We start from the raw sequence: 16,796 nt of genomic DNA on the forward strand, positions 1-16,796 counted from the left end.
TTGAGTAAACAGTTCTGCGGTCTTCATTCCTGGCAGACGGTGCTGGGTGGTGGATGTTTCATTTTTGATCCAGTCAGCATCTAGGTCGAATCAGTTTTCAGCATAGCCTGCCATCCAGCTGGCGACAGAAGTGTCGCGGTATCGCTCTGCACCATTGTCAAGAAACAGGCGCTGATTTGTTGACGAACTTGCGCGACTAATTAGGCAAAATTCATCTATTAGAAAAGCGTTCTCTGACATGCCTGGTCTATACAAGCGGTGATGCTTTCTCGTATTAGGGCTGGCAGTATTTACGCTGTGGTTCGCTATCTCTTTGATCTGCGGCAAATTGGCACCCTTACTGTGCAACTGTACTAGCTACCGAGAGCCGCGAACGGTCACAAGGCCCAGGTTCTGCGCGGTCTCCAGTCACCGTCGGCCCCCCTTTAGGCAAGGTTTGTGCTTCTGACAAAGCTATTATTTGAGCGAGCTGAAGGTGACTTGTAAATTGACGCTCGAATTTTGACAATTGCCGATGAAAGGGTGTCCTGACCCATCCGATACCATCACCTAAGCGCCGAGAAAGATGCTCTGATATGTCGCGTTGCCTGCCTTTAGGTGATGTATGACACTTGTCCCCAGAAAGCACATGGTTAATATGCGAATATCAATGTGACATTACATTGGCGATTGTTTAGGATGGCAGAATGCAGGTCAATAGTTTGGCATTTAATCAATTCCAATAAGTCATAGACGGAATATTGACGCCGATAAGCGTCGAAAGATCATCAACATAGTTCCGCCTGAAGTGGTCTGCGAGTGCCGCTCTGGCAGGGAAGTACCTATCGGGTCACACGGAGAGTCCAATGAGCAGCGTTGTAGCCATCGTCAAAAGTATTGTTGGCCAGGTTATTGCGGTATCCCCAGAGGGCATTCGGCGTGTTCTGATTGAAGGGGACCGCCTGCTGGCCGGTGAAGAAGTGCTCACCGGTCCAGGCGGTGCAGTTACTTTGGAGCTGGCCGACGGCCGTTTGCTTGACCTGGGTCGAGACAGCCAGTGGAGCGCTGATGCGCCTGACAGCAGCACCGACCTGAGTCAGGCTACCGCGCAGGCCGCGCCGTCGGTGGAAGAGTTGCAACAGGCGATCGCCGCCGGTGTCGACCCGACTACCGAGCTTGAAGCAACTGCGGCTGGCCCGTCGTCGGCGGGCGGTGGTGGTGCACTTGGCGGTGGCCACAGCTTTGTCATGCTCGAAGAAACCGCAGGCCGGGTCGACCCTACCGTCGGCTTTCCGACTGATGGGCTGGGCTTTGCTGCCGTGCTCGATGGCGAAGAGGTTGGCCAGCTGGATACCACCAGCAACAACCAGGTGACTACTCCGACGACCGATACCAATGTTGCTACCGACCTGGTACTGGGCGCTACCTCTTCCATCAGTGAAGCGGGTGGCGTAATCGTTTATACCGCTACGGTTGGCCAGGCGCCGACCACAAACCTGGTGGTCACCCTGTCCAACGGTGCCGTGATTGTCATTCCGGCCGGGCAGACCACTGGGAGTGTAAACGTCGTGGTCCCCGCGAACGATACCCCGTATATCGACGGCGGCCAGATTTCGGCGACCGTAACGGGCACCACCGGGGGCGGCGGGCTGATAGTGACTGTGCCGCAAACACCAGCGGTTACTCAGGTTACCGATACCGTTGACACCACCACCGCGACCTTGACCGCTTCGCCAAGCGTCACCGAAGGCGGGGTGATTACCTACACCGTGACCCTGAGCAACCCGGCTCAGACCCCGGTGACCGTAACCTTGTCCAGCGGCCAGACCATCACCGTGGAAGCCGGCAAGACCCAGGGCAGCGTCGACTTCGAGACCCCGGCGAACGACGTCTATAACAACGGCTCGACTGTCAGCACCACGATTACCGGTACGACCGGCGGCAACTTCGAGCAACTGACGCCGAACCCGACCCCGGCGCAGACCACGATCAGCGACTCGGTCGACACCACCACTGCGACCCTGACGGCCACTCCGTCGGTGACCGAAGGCGGGGTGATCACCTACACCGTAACCCTGAGCAACCCGGCCCAGACTCCGGTGACCGTGACCCTGTCCAACGGCCAGACCATCACCGTGGAAGCCGGCAAGACCCAGGGCAGCGTCGACTTCGAGACCCCGGCGAACGACGTCTACAACAACGGCTCGACTGTCAGCACCACGATTACCGGTGCGACCGGCGGCAACTTCGAGCAACTGACGCCGAACCCGACCCCGGCGCAGACCACGATCAACGACTCGGTCGACACCACCACTGCGACCCTGACGGCCACTCCGTCGGTGACCGAAGGCGGGGTGATCACCTACACCGTAACCCTGAGCAACCCGGCCCAGACCCCGGTGACCGTGACCCTGTCCAACGGCCAGACCATCACCGTCGAAGCCGGCAAGACCCAGGGCAGCGTCGACTTCGAGACCCCGGCGAACGACGTCTACAACAACGGCTCGACCGTTAGCGTGACCATCGAGAGCGCCACCGGCGGCAACTTCGAACAGCTGACGCCGAACCCGACCCCGGCCCAGACCACGATCAACGACTCGGTCGATAACACCACCGCGACCCTGACGGCGACCCCGTCGGTGACCGAAGGCGGCGTGATTACCTACACCGTGACCCTGAGCAACCCGGCTCAGACCCCGGTGACCGTAACCTTGTCCAACGGCCAGACCATAACCGTGGAAGCTGGCAAGACCCAGGGCAGCGTTGACTTCGAAACCCCGGTCAACGACGTCTACAACAACGGCTCGACCGTTAGCGTGACCATCGAAAGCGCCACCGGCGGCAACTTCGAGCAACTGACGCCGAACCCGGCCCCGGCCCAGACCACGATCAACGACTCGGTCGACACCACCACCGCGACCCTGACGGCCACTCCGTCGGTGACCGAAGGCGGGGTGATCACCTACACCGTGACCCTGAGCAACCCGGCTCAGACCCCGGTGACCGTGACCTTGTCCAACGGCCAGACCATCACCGTGGAAGCCGGCAAGACCCAGGGCAGCGTCGACTTCGAGACCCCGGCGAACGACGTCTACAACAACGGCTCGACTGTCAGCACCACGATTACCGGTGCGACCGGCGGCAACTTCGAACAGCTGACGCCGAACCCGGCCCCGGCCCAGACCACGATCAACGACTCGGTCGATACCACCACCGCGACCCTGACGGCGACCCCGTCGGTGACCGAAGGCGGCGTGATCACCTACACCGTAACCCTGAGCAACCCGGCCCAGACTCCGGTGACCGTGACCCTGTCCAACGGCCAGACCATCACCGTGGAAGCTGGCAAGACCCAGGGCAGCGTCGACTTCGAGACCCCGGCGAACGACGTCTACAACAACGGCTCGACTGTCAGCACCACGATTACCGGTGCGACCGGCGGCAACTTCGAGCAACTGACGCCGAACCCGACCCCGGCCCAGACCACGATCAACGACTCGGTCGACACCACCACCGCGACCCTGACGGCCACTCCGTCGGTGACCGAAGGCGGGGTGATCACCTACACCGTGACCCTGAGCAACCCGGCTCAGACCCCGGTGACCGTGACCCTGTCCAACGGCCAGACCATCACCGTCGAAGCCGGCAAGACCCAGGGCAGCGTCGACTTCGAGACCCCGGCGAACGACGTCTACAACAACGGCTCGACTGTCAGCACCACGATTACCGGTGCGACCGGCGGCAACTTCGAACAGCTGACGCCGAACCCGGCCCCGGCCCAGACCACGATCAACGACTCGGTCGATAACACCACCGCGACCCTGACGGCGACCCCGTCGGTGACCGAAGGCGGCGTGATCACCTACACCGTAACCCTGAGCAACCCGGCCCAGACTCCGGTGACCGTGACCCTGTCCAACGGCCAGACCATCACCGTGGAAGCTGGCAAGACCCAGGGCAGCGTCGACTTCGAGACCCCGGCGAACGACGTCTACAACAACGGCTCGACTGTCAGCACCACGATTACCGGTGCGACCGGCGGCAACTTCGAGCAACTGACGCCGAACCCGACCCCGGCGCAGACCACGATCAGCGACTCGGTCGACACCACCACTGCGACCCTGACGGCCACTCCGTCGGTGACCGAAGGCGGGGTGATCACCTACACCGTAACCCTGAGCAACCCGGCCCAGACTCCGGTGACCGTGACCCTGTCCAACGGCCAGACCATCACCGTGGAAGCTGGCAAGACCCAGGGCAGCGTCGACTTCGAGACCCCGGCGAACGACGTCTACAACAACGGCTCGACTGTCAGCACCACGATTACCGGTGCGACCGGCGGCAACTTCGAACAGCTGACGCCGAACCCGACCCCGGCGCAGACCACGATCAACGACTCGGTCGATACCACCACTGCGACCCTGACGGCCACTCCGTCGGTGACCGAAGGCGGGGTGATCACCTACACCGTAACCCTGAGCAACCCGGCTCAGACCCCGGTGACCGTAACCTTGTCCAACGGCCAGACCATCACCGTGGAAGCTGGCAAGACCCAGGGCAGCGTTGACTTCGAAACCCCGGCCAACGACGTCTACAACAACGGCTCGACCGTTAGCGTGACCATCGAAAGCGCCACCGGCGGCAACTTCGAGCAACTGACGCCAAACCCGGCCCCGGCCCAGACCACGATCAACGACTCGGTCGACACCACCACCGCGACCCTGACGGCCACTCCGTCGGTGACCGAAGGCGGGGTGATCACCTACACCGTAACCCTGAGCAACCCGGCTCAGACCCCGGTGACCGTAACCTTGTCCAACGGCCAGACCATCACCGTGGAAGCTGGCAAGACCCAGGGCAGCGTTGACTTCGAAACCCCGGCCAACGACGTCTACAACAACGGCTCGACCGTTAGCGTGACCATCGAAAGCGCCACCGGCGGCAACTTCGAGCAACTGACGCCGAACCCGGCCCCGGCCCAGACCACGATCAACGACTCGGTCGACACCACCACCGCGACCCTGACGGCCACTCCGTCGGTGACCGAAGGCGGGGTGATCACCTACACCGTGACCCTGAGCAACCCGGCTCAGACCCCGGTGACCGTGACCCTGTCCAACGGCCAGACCATCACCGTCGAAGCCGGCAAGACCCAGGGCAGCGTCGACTTCGAGACCCCGGCGAACGACGTCTACAACAACGGCTCGACTGTCAGCACCACGATTACCGGTGCGACCGGCGGCAACTTCGAACAGCTGACGCCGAACCCGGCCCCGGCCCAGACCACGATCAACGACTCGGTCGATAACACCACCGCGACCCTGACGGCGACCCCGTCGGTGACCGAAGGCGGCGTGATCACCTACACCGTAACCCTGAGCAACCCGGCTCAGACCCCGGTGACCGTGACTCTGTCCAACGGCCAGACCATCACCGTGGAAGCCGGCAAGACCCAGGGCAGCGTCGACTTCGAGACCCCGGCCAACGACGTCTATAACAACGGCTCGACTGTCAGCACCACGATTACCGGTGCGACCGGCGGCAACTTCGAGCAACTGACGCCGAACCCGACCCCGGCGCAGACCACGATCAACGACTCGGTCGATACCACCACCGCGACCCTGACGGCGACCCCGTCGGTGACCGAAGGCGGCGTGATCACCTACACCGTGACCCTGAGCAACCCGGCTCAGACCCCGGTGACCGTGACCCTGTCCAACGGCCAGACCATCACCGTCGAAGCCGGCAAGACCCAGGGCAGCGTCGACTTCGAAACCCCGGCGAACGACGTCTACAACAACGGCTCGACTGTCAGCACCACGATTACCGGTGCGACCGGCGGCAACTTCGAACAGCTGACGCCGAATCCGACCCCGGCGCAGACCACGATCAACGACTCGGTCGATACCACCACTGCGACCCTGACGGCCACTCCGTCGGTGACCGAAGGCGGGGTGATCACCTACACCGTAACCCTGAGCAACCCGGCCCAGACTCCGGTGACCGTGACCCTGTCCAACGGCCAGACCATCACCGTGGAAGCCGGCAAGACCCAGGGCAGCGTCGACTTCGAGACCCCGGCGAACGACGTCTACAACAACGGCTCGACTGTCAGCACCACGATTACCGGTGCGACCGGCGGCAACTTCGAACAGCTGACGCCGAATCCGACCCCGGCGCAGACCACGATCAACGACTCGGTCGACACCACCACCGCGACCCTGACGGCGACCCCGTCGGTGACCGAAGGCGGCGTGATCACCTACACCGTAACCCTGAGCAACCCGGCTCAGACCCCGGTGACCGTGACCCTGTCCAACGGCCAGACCATCACCGTGGAAGCTGGCAAGACCCAGGGCAGCGTCGACTTCGAAACCCCGGCCAACGACGTCTACAACAACGGCTCGACCGTTAGCGTGACCATCGAAAGCGCCACCGGTGGCAACTTCGAACAGCTGACGCCGAACCCGACCCCGGCGCAGACCACGATCAACGACTCGCTCGACACCACCACCGCGACCCTGACGGCCACTCCGTCGGTGACCGAAGGTGGGGTGATCACCTACACCGTGACCCTGAGCAACCCGGCCCAGACTCCGGTGACCGTGACCCTGTCCAACGGCCAGACCATCACCGTCGAAGCCGGCAAGACCCAGGGCAGTGTCGACTTCGAGACCCCGGCGAACGACGTCTATAACAACGGCTCGACTGTCAGCGTGACCATCGAAAGCGCCACCGGTGGCAACTTCGAACAGCTGACGCCGAACCCGACCCCGGCCCAAACCACGATCAACGACTCGGTCGATAACACCACCGCGACCCTGACGGCGACCCCGTCGGTGACCGAAGGCGGCGTGATTACCTACACCGTGACCCTGAGCAACCCGGCTCAGACCCCGGTGACCGTGACCTTGTCCAACGGCCAGACCATCACCGTGGAAGCCGGCAAGACCCAGGGCAGCGTCGACTTCGAGACCCCGGCGAACGACGTCTATAACAACGGCTCGACTGTCAGCACCACGATTACCGGTGCGACCGGCGGCAACTTCGAACAGCTGACGCCGAATCCGACCCCGGCGCAGACCACGATCAACGACTCGGTCGATACCACCACCGCGACCCTGACGGCGACCCCGTCGGTGACCGAAGGCGGCGTGATCACCTACACCGTGACCCTGAGCAACCCGGCTCAGACCCCGGTGACCGTGACCCTGTCCAACGGCCAGACCATCACCGTCGAAGCCGGCAAGACCCAGGGCAGCGTCGACTTCGAAACCCCGGCCAACGACGTCTACAACAACGGCTCGACTGTCAGCACCACGATTACCGGTGCGACCGGTGGCAACTTCGAACAGCTGACGCCAGACCCGACGCCTGCATCGACTGTCATCAATGACAGTATCGATACCGTCACCGTAAGCATCGTCAGTAATGGCAACGTGACAGAGGACCAGCAGCCGTCCTTTACTGTGAAGGTAAGCCAGGCACTGGACCGTCCGTTGACAGTTACTCTGTCGAACGGCGACACCGTGACCATTGAGGCCGGCAAGACCGAAGTGGAATACAAGACCGCAGCCCAAGGCGATGATGTCATCCAGGATGCCGGCTCCGTCACGCTCAGCGTGACAGATGCCACCGTCTCGGGTGCCACCTTCGAGAAGCTGGCGTTCGGAGGCCCGGCCACCGTTGAGATCTCGGACACCATCAGTGAAGTCGTCGCCAAACTGACCGCTACCGAGTCCGTAACCGAAGGTGGCGAAATTACCTACACCGTCACGCTGACCAGCAAGGATGGACTGCCGCTCAACATCCAGTCGCCGCTGTATTTCACTCTCAGCGATGGCAAGACCGTTATTGAGGTACCGGCCAACAGTACAACCGGTTCGATAACCGTTGCCGCGCCGGACAACGTCTACATGGGCGCCAATCCACCGGTAGTCAATGCGATCGATTCGGTCAGCGGTGCTGATGTATGGAAGTTCGAGAAACTGACCTTGGACAAAACCGAGGTCACTACCACCGTGACTGATGAATCCGGCACCCCAGGCTCTGGTGGTGACCTTGTGTGGGTTAGCATCGAGGCCGACCAGGTATCGGTCCTCGAGAACCAGAACCCGACCTTTACCGTGAAGGTCAACACCGTGCTGGCGCACGATCTTGTCGTGACCTTGAGCAACGATGCCCAGGTCACGATCAAGGCGGGAGAAACCAGTGCGCAGTACACCCATGCCGTACAGGGCGACGACGTTTACCAGGACGCCGGCACTATCAGTGTCGGCCTCAAGTCGGCGACCGATACCGCAGGCAGCACCTTCGAGAATCTGCAATTTGGCGGAGCCGCGTCGGTGGGAGTGACTGACACCATCAACGAAGTGGTGGCCAAGCTGACGGCTACCGATTCCGTCACCGAGGGTGGCGAAATTACCTATACCGTCACGCTGACCAGCCAAGACGGCCTGCCGATCAACAACCACTCGCCGCTGTACTTCACCCTCAGCGACGGCAAGACCGTTGTTGTGGTGCCGGCCAACAGCAACACCGGCTCGATCACCGTTACCGCGCCTAATGATGTCTATGTAGGTGCTCAGCCTGTAGTAAATGCGATCGACTCGGTCAGCGGTGCAGATGCCTGGAAGTTTGAAAAGCTGACCCTGGACAAATCGGAAGTCAGTACAACGGTTACTGATGGCCCAGGCTCAGAGGATATTACCTGCCTGACGCTTTCTGCCACACCGACAGTGGCCGAAGGTGGCACGATCACCTACACCGCCACCTTGACCAACAAGGCCGGCACTGACTTGGTCATCAAACTGAGCAACGGCGAAACCATCACCATCGCGGCAGGCCAGAAGGAAGCTTCGATCATCGTCGACGCCCCAGGCGACGATGTGTACATCGATGCCAAAGACCTCAGCGTGACCATCGCCGATGCCAAGGGTGGCAATTTCGAGAAGCTGGATGTCAGCAGCAAGGCGGCCGTGACCAAAGTCACCGATACCATCGACACTACCACCGTGACCTTGACGGCCACGCAAAGCGTGGTCGAGGGTGGTGTGGTGACCTACACCGCGTCGGTCAACCACAAGGTCACCGGTTCTGACCTGGTGGTGAAATTGGCCAACGGTCAGACCATTACCATTCCGGTGGGTGAGTCGTCGGCGTCGGTGCCCTTCACCGCGCCAGACAATGCCTACAACACTAATCTGGACCTGACCAACAAGATCACCGACATCTCGGGCGGCAATTACGAGAAGACCGTAGCCGTTGGCGAGCCGGTGACGACCGTGACCGACGGACCAGGCACCAAGGACATTACCCACCTTACCCTGAGTGCGACACCGACGGTTGCCGAGGGTGGCAAGATCACTTATACCGCGACCTTGACCAACAAGGCCGGCACCGATCTGGTGATCAAGCTGAGCAACGGTGAAACCATCACCATTGCCGCCGGCTCGAAGGAGGCTTCGGTCATCGTCGACGCCCCAAGCGATGATGTCTACATTGATGCTGAAGTACTGCAGGTCAAAGTGACCGAAACCACGGGTGGTGACTTCGAGAAGCTGAATGTAAACAGCGGCGCAGCCGTGACCAAGGTCACCGATACCATCGACACCACTACCGTGACCCTGACCGCGACCTCGACCGTCGCTGAAGGTGGTGTGGTGACCTACACCGCATCGGTCAATCACAAAGTTACCGGTTCGGACCTGGTGGTAAAACTGGCCAACGGCCAGACCATCACCATTCCGGTGGGTGAGTCGTCGGCGTCGGTGCCGTTCACCGCGCCGAACAACGTCCATAACACCAACCTGGACCTGACCAACAAGATCACCGACATCTCGGGTGGTAACTACGAGAAGACCGTGGCCGTTGGCGAGCCAGTGACCTCTGTCACCGATAATCCGGCGACTCCGGACGTCACCACACTCACGCTGACCGCGACGGATACCGTGGCCGAAGGCGGCAAGATCACCTACACCGCAACGCTGTCCAACCCGGCGGGTACTGCGCTGACCGTCAAGCTGAGCAACGGCGAGACCATCACCATCGCGGCGGGTCAGAAAGAAGGTTCGATCACCATCGACGCGCCGAGCGACGATGTGTACATCGATGCGGGTACCGTTCAGGCCAATATCGATAGCACCAACGGCGGCGACTTCGAGAAGCTGGACGTCAGCAGCACTGCGGCTGTGACCAAGGTCACCGATACCATCGACACCACTACCGTGACCCTGACCGCCACGCAAAGTGTGGTCGAGGGCGGCGTAGTGACCTACACCGCGTCGGTCAACCACAAGGTCACCGGTTCGGACCTGGTGGTAAAACTGGCCAACGGCCAGACCATCACCATTCCGGTGGGTGAGTCGTCGGCGTCGGTGCCGTTCACCGCGCCGAACAACGTCCATAACACCAACCTGGACCTGACCAACAAGATCACCGACATCTCGGGTGGTAACTACGAGAAGACCGTGGCTGTTGGCGAGCCAGTGACCACTGTCACCGACAACCCGGCGACCCCGGACGTCACCACACTCACGCTGACCGCGACAGATACCGTGGCCGAAGGCGACAAGATCACCTACACCGCAACGTTGTCCAACCCGACGGGTACTGCGCTGACCGTCAAGCTGAGCAACGGCGAAGCCATCACCATCGCCGCCGGTTCGAAGGAAGCCTCGATCACGATCGACGCGCCGAGCGACGATGTGTATGTCGATGCCGAAGACCTGAGCGTGACCGTTACCGGTACCACCGGTGGTGATTTCGAGAAGCTGGACGTCAGCAGCACTGCGGCTGTGACCAAGGTCACCGATACCATCGACACCACTACCGTGACCCTGACCGCGACCTCGACCGTCGCTGAAGGTGGTGTGGTGACCTACACCGCATCGGTCAATCACAAAGTTACCGGTTCGGACCTGGTGGTAAAACTGGCCAACGGCCAGACCATCACCATTCCGGTGGGCGAGTCGTCGGCGTCGGTGCCGTTCACCGCGCCGAACAACGTCCATAACACCAACCTGGACCTGACCAACAAGATCACCGACATCTCGGGTGGTAACTACGAGAAGACCGTGGCCGTTGGCGAGCCAGTGACTACTGTCACCGACAACCCGGCGACCCCGGACGTCACCACGCTCACGCTGACTGCGACAGATACCGTGGCCGAAGGCGGCAAGATCACTTACACCGCAACGTTGTCCAACCCGGCGGGTACTGCGCTGACCGTCAAGCTGAGCAACGGCGAAGCCATCACCATCGCGGCGGGTCAGAAAGAAGGTTCGATCACCATCGACGCGCCGAGCGACGATGTGTACATCGATGCGGGTACCGTTCAGGCCAAGATCGATAGCACCAACGGCGGCGACTTCGAGAAGCTGGATGTCAGCAGCACTGCGGCTGTGACCAAGGTCACCGATACCATCGACACCACTACCGTGACCCTGACCGCGACCTCGACCGTCGCTGAAGGTGGTGTGGTGACCTACACCGCATCGGTCAATCACAAAGTTACCGGTTCGGACCTGGTGGTAAAACTGGCCAACGGCCAGACCATCACCATTCCGGTGGGCGAGTCGTCGGCGTCGGTGCCGTTCACCGCGCCGAACAACGTCCATAACACCAACCTGGACCTGACCAACAAGATCACCGACATCTCGGGTGGTAACTACGAGAAGACCGTGGCCGTTGGCGAGCCAGTGACCACTGTCACCGACAACCCGGCGACCCCGGACGTCACCACGCTCACGCTGATCGCGACAGATACCGTGGCCGAAGGCGGCAAGATTACCTACACCGCTACGCTGTCCAACCCGGCGGGTACTGCGCTGACCGTCAAGCTGAGCAACGGCGAGACCATCACCATCGCCGCCGGTTCGAAGGAAGCCTCGATCACCATCGACGCGCCGAGCGACGATGTGTATGTCGATGCCGAAGACCTGAGCGTGACCGTTACCGGTACCACCGGTGGTGACTTCGAGAAGCTGGACGTCAGCAGCACTGCGGCTGTGACCAAGGTCACCGATACCATCGACACCACTACCGTGACCCTGACCGCCACGCAAAGTGTGGTCGAGGGCGGCGTAGTGACCTACACCGCGTCGGTCAACCACAAGGTCACCGGTTCGGACCTGGTGGTGAAACTGGCCAACGGCCAGACCATCACCATTCCGGTGGGTGAGTCGTCGGCGTCGGTGCCCTTCACCGCGCCGAACAACGTCCATAACACCAACCTGGACCTGACCAACAAGATCACCGACATCTCGGGTGGTAACTACGAGAAGACCGTGGCTGTTGGCGAGCCAGTGACCACTGTCACCGACAACCCGGCGACCCCGGACGTCACCACACTCACGCTGACCGCGACAGATACCGTGGCCGAAGGCGGCAAGATCACCTACACCGCAACGCTGTCCAACCCGGCGGGTACCGCGCTGAACGTCAAGCTGAGCAACGGCGAGACCATCACCATCGCGGCGGGTCAGAAAGAAGGTTCGATCACCATCGATGCGCCGAGCGACGATGTGTACATCGATGCCGGTACCGTTCAGGCCAAGATCGATGGCACCACTGGCGGCGACTTCGAGCTGCTGGCTACCAGTGGAGCCTATGCGGTAACCAAGGTCAGCGACACCATCGACCACACTGGCCTTAGCCTCAGCGCCACGCCAACCGTCGCAGAAGGTGGCCAGATCACCTACACCGCCACCCTGACCAACAAGGCTGGCACCGACATGACCATCAAGCTGAGCAACGGCGCTGTGATCAGCATCGATGCGGGCAAGCTCTCCGGCTCCGTGACCGTTCCGGCGCCAGCCGATGACGTCTATATCGATGCAGGCAACGTTTCGGCGAAGATCACCGAAACCAGCGGTGGCAACTTCGAGAAATTGAACGTCAGCGATACGGCGGCGGTCACTGCGGTCACGGATACCATCCAGACCACCACCCTGAGCATCAGCGGCACCGCCGCGGTCGCCGAAGGTGGTAATGCCACGTACGTCCTGAACCTGACCAACAAGGCCGAGACCGACGTCACCGTCAAACTGACCTACACCGGCACCGCGGCCGATGGCACGGACTACACCGGCGTGGCTACCGTAGTGATCAAGGCCAACAGCTCGCAGGCAACGTTCACCGTCCCGACCTTCAAGGACAACGCCACCGAGGGTACCGAGCACTTCACGGTCAAGATCGATTCGGCCACTGGCGGTAACTTCGAGAAGCTCGACATCAGCTCCAGCGCCGGCAGCGTGACCACCCAGATATTCGAGCCAGCTCCGGTTCTGGACCTGGATGGCAACGACTCCAGCGGCAAGACCGGAGCCGACTACCAGACCACCTTCACCGAGAACCAGCCAGGCAGTGGTGTGTCGATCGGCGATGTGGACGTCACTATCACCGACTTCGACAGCTCGCAGCTGACGGGCGCAACGGTCACCCTGACCAACCGCCAGCCGGGTGATGCGCTGAACCTGGGCAACAGTGTCAACGGCATCACGATCAACGCCAACAGCACAGACGGCAAGGTAGTCCTGACCCTGAGCGGCGCTGCGTCGCTGGCCGACTATATCCAGGCGATCAAGAACATCACCTTCATCAACAGCAGCGAGAACCCGAGCACCACGCCTCGCATCATCACCGTGACGGTGACCGACGGCGTCAATACCTCGAACACCGCCACGACCACGGTGAATGTGATCGCTGTCAACGACGCACCGGTCGCCACTGGCGGCGCCGTCACTGGCGTCGAAGACACGCCGCTGGTGCTGACCTGGAACGACTTCAACATTTCCGATGTCGACAGCGCCCTGTCGAGCCTGGGTGTGACCTTCACCCAGCTGCCAGCGGGTTCCCTGCAGCTCTTCAACGGCACCGCCTGGGTCAACGTCGCCCAGAACCAGACCGTCAGCCAGGCTGACATCGCTGCCGGCAACCTGCGGTTCGTGCCAAAACCCAACGAGTCGGGTATCGACGGATATGGCGGAACGGGCGTCGGCAACAAGCAGGCCGACTATGCCCAGATCAAGTACAAGCCTACCGACGGTGCCGCTGCTGGTGGCGAGGCCACGCTGAAGGTCGATATTGCACCTGTAGCCGACAAGCCTGGCCTGAACATCGGCAGCAACACCCCCGAATCGCTTGGCCTGACCAAGGAAACCTGGAACAGCCTCACGGGCCTGGGCACCAACGGCAACGGCATCAGCGGTACTGCGCTGAAGAACGTGTTCGCCAACTCTGGCAGTGCCAGCAAGACCGAGCAGGTTACCAGCGCCGATTCGGGCGGCAGCGTTGCCGCCGGTACGGGCTCCAAGACCTCCGGCCTGATCTACCTGGAAGCCGGCCAGACCTACACCTTCAGCGGCACCGCCGATGACAGCCTGCAGGTCTACATCGGCAAAACCAGCGTGGTCGGCGCCACCTGGGGGGCGGGCGGTACGATCTCCGGCAGCTTCTCGCCGCCTGTCAGCGGCTACTACACCCTGGAGATCTACCACGCCAACCAGTCCGGCCCGGGCAGCCTGGATATCAACGTCAAGGTCGGTAACGGCCCGGTGACCGACCTGAGCAGCTCGGCCATCCCGATGTACCCGAACGTTGCGGCGATGGGTAACGCCGGGCTTTCCGTGTCCGATTTCCATGGCAGTGATGGCCAAGGCTACTACGACGGCTACAAGCTCAACGAAGGGCCGGAGAACGGCACCGTCAAGCTGGTTGGCATTTCCACCAACCTGACCGACACCGACGGCTCCGAGAGCCTGAGCGTCAAGCTGGACGGCATTCCGGCAGGTTCGGTGCTCAGCGATGGCGCTGGTCATACCGTAACCGTCGGCGCCACTTCGGTTGACGTCACCGGCTGGAGCCTCAACGGCCTGAGCATCAAGCCGCCGGCGTACTACCAGGGCAGTTTCGATGTGAAGGTCACCTCGACCGCTACCGAAAGCGTGGGCGGCAGCAAAGCCTCCACCGAAGGCACGATCAAGGTAACTGTCTATCCGGACACCTACACCGCCAGCAACCTGACTACCGACAGCGACAGTTTCACCGGCACCACCACCAGTGACATCATCGTTGCCGACATCAGTGGCCTGCATGTGACGCCGGGTCAGGACTACAACATTGCGTTCATCGTCGATACCTCAGGCAGCATGGGCAGCGCGGTCGATGCCGCGCGTAACTCGCTGAAGTCGGTGTTCGATACCTTGGCCAACAGCGTCAAGGGCGCGCAGTCCGGTACAGTGAACATCCTGCTGGTGGACTTCTCCACTCAGGTGAACAGTACGGTTTCGGTCAACCTGGGCGACAAGAACGCGCTGAGCTCGCTCTACAGTGCGCTCAATACACTCTATTCCAGCGGCTCGACCAACTACGAGGATGCGTTCAAAACCACCGCCAACTGGTTCAAGCAATTGATGGATGCGGGCAACACCGGCAGCCGCCAGACGTTCTTCATCACCGACGGCCAGCCGAACGTGTACCAGGCTGGCGAACGTGAGGGCACCTTCAGGAACATCGACACCACGGTGGATTCCGTGCTCAAGTCGATCGGCTACAAGTTGGGCGACGTGGTCACCAACAAGATGGTGGGCAGCGACAACCGCTTCAGCATCGATGCCAAAGGCAACATGACCGCCGAATACTGGGGCAAAAAGGGCTGGACCAACGACAATGGTGCGTCTGGACAGCTGCATGCCCAAGGTGATGGCACCTTTGAGTTCTCCTACGCTGAAAGCGGTTACTACTATGTGGACTACAACTCGCAACAAAGCTTCCTGTTGCTGTCCAACCTGTCTGGCGTGGAAGCCATCGGCCTGAACAGCGCGGTCAATGTCAACGACCTGAAGCCTTACGACACCGATAGCAAGCCGCAGACCAACATCGACCCGAGCAAACTGGCGGAAGCGATCCTGGGCCACACCGAAGCCACCGTGCCGGGCAATGACACCGTCAACGGTGGTGATGGCAACGACATCATCTTCGGTGACCTGGTGAGCTTTGGTTCGGTCGCCGGCAACGGTGTCGAAGCCATACAGGGATATGTCGCAGGCCAGCTGGGTGTGGCCCTGGGTGATGTCGACGGTCGCGTGCTGCACAAGTACATCGTCGAGCACGTCAGCGAATTCGATGTCTCGCGCAGCAACGATGGCAATGACATTCTCAACGGTGGGGCGGGCAATGACCTCCTGTTCGGCCAAGGCGGAGACGATACCCTCGACGGTGGCAAGGGCAATGACATACTGATCGGTGGCCTGGGCAAGGACACTTTGCTCGGTGGTGAAGGCAATGACATCCTGCTTGGTGGCAAGGGCGATGACACCATGACCGGTGGCAGCGGTGCCGACACCTTCGTATGGAAGGCTGGCGATTCCGGCAAAGACGTGATCAAGGATTTCAAGGTGGCCGAAGGCGACCGCATCGACCTGAAGGACCTGCTCCAGGGCGAGAAGGGCAGCACCATCGACAACTACCTGAAGCTCACCACGGTGGAAGGCACGACGACGCTGCAGGTCAGCAGCGAAGGCAAGCTCAATGCCGCCGGTGGTATCGCCAACGCCGACGTGACCATCAAGCTGGAAGGGGTGAACTGGTCCAACACCACGATCAACTCGTTGATCAGCGGTGCTGACCCGACAATCATCATCCACAACAAGGACAGTTGATTACTGATGCGCTAGCGGGCTGCACTGCAGCCCGATCGCCAGCAAGCCAGCTCCCACAGGAATTGTGCAGCTCTGGAGAGGTGTGGTTCTTGTGGGAGCTGGCTTGCCGGCGATTGGCCGCTCAGGGCACTTTCCTGGCATCCTGCGACAGCGCAT

The 16,796-nt window shown here is 61.3% G+C and carries 1 protein-coding gene; it reads left to right on the plus strand.

Annotation, left to right across the window (positions count from 1 at the left end; genetic code table 11):
* Positions 1 to 845: 845 nt before the first annotated feature.
* Positions 846 to 16,640, plus strand: a complete 15,795-nt coding sequence (locus tag E5221_RS01010) for a LapA family giant adhesin (RefSeq protein WP_247846773.1) — start codon at positions 846 to 848, stop codon at positions 16,638 to 16,640.
* The last annotated feature ends 156 nt before the right edge of the window (positions 16,641 to 16,796 follow it).

The sequence above is a fragment of the Pseudomonas sp. A2 genome (assembly GCF_023100865.1).
Lineage (GTDB): Bacteria > Pseudomonadota > Gammaproteobacteria > Pseudomonadales > Pseudomonadaceae > Aquipseudomonas > Aquipseudomonas asiatica.